General features: G+C 69.9%; 5 protein-coding genes. 1 reads left to right on the top strand and 4 read right to left on the bottom strand.

Annotation, left to right across the window (positions count from 1 at the left end; all coding sequences use genetic code 11):
- Together AACZ35_RS13595 and AACZ35_RS13590 are read right to left on the bottom strand one after the other, a co-directional pair.
- A partial coding sequence (locus AACZ35_RS13595) for a DUF456 domain-containing protein (protein WP_339830192.1) occupies positions 1-355 on the bottom strand: 355 nt, incomplete at its 3' end.
- Between the two features lie 68 nt (positions 356-423).
- Positions 424-930 (bottom strand): fasciclin domain-containing protein, encoded by a 507-nt coding sequence (locus AACZ35_RS13590; protein WP_339830190.1) that lies wholly within the window; start codon positions 928-930, stop codon positions 424-426.
- A gap of 181 nt (positions 931-1,111) precedes the next feature.
- Here AACZ35_RS13590 and AACZ35_RS13585 point away from each other — a divergent pair, with 181 nt between their 5' ends.
- Complete coding sequence (locus AACZ35_RS13585; RefSeq protein WP_339830188.1) at positions 1,112-1,951, top strand: alpha/beta fold hydrolase; 840 nt, start codon at positions 1,112-1,114, stop codon at positions 1,949-1,951.
- Here the strand turns inward: AACZ35_RS13585 and AACZ35_RS13580 are convergent.
- Positions 1,941-2,339 (bottom strand): hypothetical protein, encoded by a 399-nt coding sequence (locus AACZ35_RS13580; protein ID WP_339830186.1) that lies wholly within the window; start codon positions 2,337-2,339, stop codon positions 1,941-1,943. The genes AACZ35_RS13585 and AACZ35_RS13580 overlap by 11 nt on opposite strands.
- Before the next feature lie 90 nt (positions 2,340-2,429).
- Entirely contained in the window at positions 2,430-2,912 is a 483-nt protein-coding gene (locus AACZ35_RS13575; protein WP_339830185.1) for a peptidoglycan-associated outer membrane lipoprotein precursor, read from the bottom strand.
- Between the last annotated feature and the right edge of the window lie 155 nt (positions 2,913-3,067).

The raw sequence follows: 3,067 nt of genomic DNA, 5'->3' as shown, positions 1-3,067 counted from the left end.
GGGCCATTTCGCCGGCGGCCGCGCCCAGCAGGGGGCCGGCCAGCAGGCCGGGCAGGCCGAAGAAGATGCCTACGAAACCGCCGATGCCGGCGCCCCACATGCCCTTGTTTGACGCACCGGCACGTTTGGCGCCCAGCAGGCTGGCAAGGAAATCGGTGACGATGGAAATGGCGACCAGGATGCCCAGCAGCACCAGCACGCCGCCGCCGATGCGCTGGTAACCGTCGGCCCAGGCCGCCAACCACATGCCGGCGAACATCACCGGCAGCCCCGGCAGCACCGGCAGGATGGTGCCCAGCAGCCCGATCACGATCAGGGCGCCGGCAAGGATGTACCAGGTGGTTTGCGGGTCCATCGGCCGAGCATAACAAGCGACGGCCCGCCGAAGCGGGCCGTCCTGGGAGACGCGGGAGAGGGTGGAACTCAGTCCGGGATGATGACGGTGTCGATCACGTGGATCACGCCGTTGCTGGCCTTGATGTCGGTGGCGGTGACGGTCGCGCCGTCGATGCGCACGGTGCCGCCAGTGACTTCGATGTCGGCGGCCTGGCCGTTGACGGTGGTGGCGGTATCAAGCTTCACCACGTCGGCGGCCTTCACCTTGCCGGCGACCACGTGGTAGGTGAGGATCGAAACCAGCTGGTCCTTGTTCTCGGGCAGCAGCAGCGAGTCGAGCGTGCCGGCCGGCAGCTTGGCGAACGCCTCGTCGGTCGGCGCGAACACCGTGAACGGGCCTTCGCCCGACAGGGTCTCGACCAGGCCGGCGGCCTTGACGGCGGCAACCAGGGTTTCGAAGTCGGCGTTGCCGGCGGCGACGTCAACGATGGTGCCGGCGGCCTTTTCCTTGCCTTCGTGATGGCCGGCAAGCGCCGGGGTCGCGACGAGGCCGGAAAGCATCAGGGCAAGCGCGGTTTTGCGAAGCAGGGTCATGGGTTTCTCCAGGGTGGGGGTGATGCCCCGTTTGGGCACGTTTGCAGTGTCCACGGGTGGCCGTCATGGGGCCGTCGCGGCGGCGTCAGGGGCGCGTGTCGGCTGCGTGTCGCCGGCGTGAGGACACACGCGCAGGGCCTGGCGGGCTGGGTATGCTTGGGGTTTTGCGGGGAATCACCGGATGCGGGTTGAAGAATCAAGGCTGCAGGCGCCCGATGGCCACGGCTTCGTGCTGCGCCAGTGGCGCCCGCAAAAGGCCCGCGGCGGCCTGTTGTTCCTGCCTGCGCTGGGCGTGCCGGCGAACAAGTACGACGCGTTCGCACAGGCGCTGTACGAACACGACGTCGCCGCCGCGGTGCCGGACTGGCGCGGCACCGCCAGCAGCGACTGGCGCGCGGCCCGGAGCCGGGACTGGGGGTATGCGCAGCTGCTCGACCAGGACTTGCCCACCGCGCTGGACGCGCTCCCGCGCGACCTGTCCTGGTGCCTGGGCGGACACAGCCTGGGCGGGCAGTTCGCTGCCATGCTGGCCGCGCGCCGGCCCGAACGCTGCGCCGGCCTGGCCCTGGTCGCCACCGGCGTGCCCGACTGGCGCAGCTACCGCGGCGGCAAGCGCTGGGGCATCGCCGGTTTTGCCCATGCGCTGCCGCTGGTCACCCGCATCGTTGGCCACTACCCGGGCGAACGCCTGGGCTTCGCCGGGCGCGAAGCCGGCGGACTGATGCGCGACTGGTCGCGCACGGTCCGGCGCGGCGGTTATGCCGACTACGGGGAAACAGCGGATCTGGAAGCGGCCATGGCCCGGGTGTCATGCCCGGCGCTGGGCGTGCATTTCCGGCACGACACCCTGGTGCCGGAAACAACCCTGCACCACCTGCTGGAAAAACTGGGCCCGGGGCCCCGACGCATCGAACATTTCGACAACGACCGGCTGGGCACGCAGGCCGATCATTTCCGCTGGATGCGCGAGCCGGCGGCGGTGGCCGCCGCCCTGGCCGACTGGCTGCCGGTCAGCCCTTGAAGTCGCGGTGGCAGGCCTGGCAGCCGTTCTGGATGCGGTCCAGGACGACGCCGGCGGCCGCACAGTCGGCCGGCGTGGTGGCCAGGCCGGCGTCGAGCGAAGCGCGCAGCACGGTGGCGTGCTGGACAAACCGTTCGTCGTCCTCGGTCGGCAGGAACGCGGGCTCGAGGTCGTTGGCCAGATGGCGCAGGGTCTGCAGGTGCGGCAGCAGGTCGGTGCTGGCGCAGCGGTTCTGTTTCACGTTGGCGCCCAGGCCCTGCATGTGCGCGGACATCACGGCCATGACGCCGTTCGGGTAGGCCGTGCCCTGGCGCAGCGCGCTCATGGCGATCAGGGCGCAGGCGGCGCCGACGAACAGGCCGATCAGGACCAGGATCAGGGAACGCATGCGCTAGCTCCGGACAAGGAAAGACCGCCGGGAAGATACCACGGCGGTCTGTCCGGGGAGCCTGCGACGTCCGTGTCGCGACGATGGCTCCTAGCGCAGCAGTTCGAGGTTGTTGCCGTCGACGCGCACGTAGGCGCCTTCGCGGATGCCGTTGCCCAGCCGGTTGCGGTTGAGCACGATCAGGCGGCCATCGTCCATGCGAACGTGGATGTCGAAGGTTTCTTCGTTCATCTTGTTCTCGATGGCATTGCCCGCGACCGCGCCGGCGACGGCGCCCGCGATGGTGGCGGTGTTCTCCTTGCCTTCGCTGCCGTGGGTCGGGATCTCGCGGGCCGCGACCGCGCCCACCAGGCCGCCGAGTACGGCGCCGGCGCGACTGTTCCTGCGGGCACCGTAAACCTGCTCGATGCGCTCGATGCGGCCGCAGTCGTAGCAGCGCTGCTGCGAGTAGCCGCGGTCGTAGGGGTCGCTGTAGCCACGGTCGTAACCGTAGGCCGGAGCGCGCGGCTGGGTGGCGCAGGCGGCCAGCGAGGTGGCGGCGATGGCGGCAACGGCCAGCATGCGGGTTTTCATGGCGAACTCCTTGTCGATGGATCGGGGACTCGGGGCCGACGCTAGGCTGCACGCCCTGAACCGGGGCCGACCGCTGCCGCGCCGGTTCGCAAACCGTTCATTCCACGGCGCCCGGCTACAATGTCGCCATGAACGATCCCCGATTCGCCGGTATC

This window comes from uncultured Arenimonas sp. (genome assembly GCF_963976025.1).
Lineage (GTDB): Bacteria > Pseudomonadota > Gammaproteobacteria > Xanthomonadales > Xanthomonadaceae > Arenimonas.
This window is presented reverse-complemented; position numbering and strand designations above follow the sequence as displayed.